This is a genomic window from Staphylococcus sp. EG-SA-2, assembly GCF_017152085.1.
On the sequence record NZ_JACYHC010000687.1, the window covers coordinates 1 to 1,985 of the forward strand.

Annotated in this window: 2 protein-coding genes and 1 pseudogene; all 3 read right to left on the reverse strand. The window is 32.9% G+C overall.

Features of this window, described 5'->3' with window-relative positions:
- A pseudogene (gene brnQ1, locus IDG60_RS12575) lies at window positions 1-564 on the reverse strand (branched-chain amino acid transport system II carrier protein BrnQ1); the annotation flags it as partial.
- A gap of 278 nt (window positions 565-842) precedes the next feature.
- Window positions 843-1,400, reverse strand: a complete 558-nt coding sequence (locus IDG60_RS12580; protein ID WP_001557561.1) for an isochorismatase family protein — start codon at window positions 1,398-1,400, stop codon at window positions 843-845.
- A 66-nt stretch (window positions 1,401-1,466) separates the two neighbouring features.
- Window positions 1,467-1,985: thiamine pyrophosphate-dependent enzyme (locus IDG60_RS12585; protein ID WP_206160756.1), on the reverse strand; the 519-nt coding region annotated here is incomplete at its 5' end.

The following is a 1,985-nucleotide window of genomic DNA, read 5'->3' on the forward strand; positions in this document are numbered from 1 at the left end:
TGATTGATATTGTTTACTAATAGGTGCATCAGATATGCCACCTAATGGATGGATAAAAGCAAATAATAAAATAATTGCTAATAATACTAAGAATACCGGATTTAAAAATTTACCGATATATTCTAAAATTCTTGATGGCTTTCTCGCAAAAAACCATGCAATCACAAAGAAGACGAAGCTAAAAATAAATAAATATAAAGTGATTTGCTTTGGTGATAAAAATGGCGAAAATGCAATTTCAAATGATGTCGTTGCCAGTCTAGGTAAGGCGAAAAATGGTCCGATAACTAGATATAAGGCAATCGTGAAAATGTAAGCATATGTTTTATTAACACGCGATGCAATTTCAAATAAACCAGATGTCTTTGAAATGCCAATAGCAATGATACCTAGAAATGGTAAGCCAATTGCTGTAATTAAAAATCCTAAGTTAGCGATAAAAACGTTAGAACCAGCAGCTTGACCCAAGTGTATTGGGAAGATAAGATTGCCGGCACCAAAGAATAAACCAAATAACATAGAACCTATAAACATGTTTTCTTTAAATGTTAGTTTCTTCTTCATATATGTATTTGTTCTCCTTTTTAGAACTTATAAAAATCTACTTAATTAAGATAATATCAAAAATTAAACATAAAGTGATACATAATTTTGCAATAAATACTAAATTTTTTGAAAATTCCGGAATAAATACTGTTTTTTATGTAGTAGGGGCGTAAGTTAAGAACGATTTAATAGATATAGGCTAAGTTTATAGATAGGAGGTTAGACAACCCGACGTATTAATACTTTGTAAAATAAAGATACCCCCTTCAACATGATCGAAGGGGGTAAGTGTATGTTTAGTTCAATATATTTAGAAAGTCGTTTGTAGTTATTGTTTGTCCCATTAATGGGAATACATTATCTATTGGAAATTGATGTAGCGTTTCGTTTTGTGCACTCATCATATCTGTAACAAAAAACTGATTGTAGTTTAATTGATAGGCATCTCGCGCTGTCGTATCTACGCCAATATGCGTTGCGACACCACCAAGAACAATCGTATCAATTCCTCGACGTCGCAATTGTAAGTCCAAATCTGTTCCTACAAATGCACTAAAATGTCGTTTGTCTATGACAAAATCGTCATCTCTCTTGTCTAATAAATGATGGAAACGACTGTAGTCGTCGCCTTCTTTTGGTGGTAATGAGATCATTGCATTTGGTTGCAATACATCTTTACCATCATAGAAATTCACGCGAACAAAAGCGATAAAGCCATTGTTTTTTCTAAAAACATCTATTAATTTATTAGCGTTTTGAACGACATTTTCAGCTGTATGTGGCGCATAATCCATCTTAAGTATACCTTCTTGCAGGTCGATTAACACTAAAGCGGTTTTATTAAAATTAATCATCTTATATCAGAGTCCTTTTCGTTTAATAAAGTATTCGCTTAAACTTATACCCTGTATACGATGAAATTATTTATTTTGTTGTGAAAAAGCTTTAGCGATATCGATCAGTTTCTTCGGTGCGTCTTCGACAGACATTTTGACTTCGACAAAATGCATCACATCGGGATGACCATTAATTGCATTAAACGTGTCTTGTAAATCTTTTGATGATTCAACGTCATGAATTTCAACATTTTTACCACCAAATACAGCTGGTAAAGCTTTATAATCCCACATGTGAATTTCATTATAAGGTTCATACATGCCGTGAATAAGTCGTTCTACCGTATAGCCGTCATTATTAATCACAAATAATACCGGTTTAATATGCTGTCTAATCATAGTTGAAATAGCTTGAACAGTTAGTTGCAATGAGCCATCACCAATTAATAATAAGTTACGACGATCTTTGTCTGCTAATTGTGAACCTAATGTTGCAGGTAATGTATAGCCGATAGAACCCCATAACGGTTGCCCTATAAAAGTATTGTTTTTGTATAATGCTAAATCATAAGCACCAAAGAATGATGTACCTTGATCAGCAAT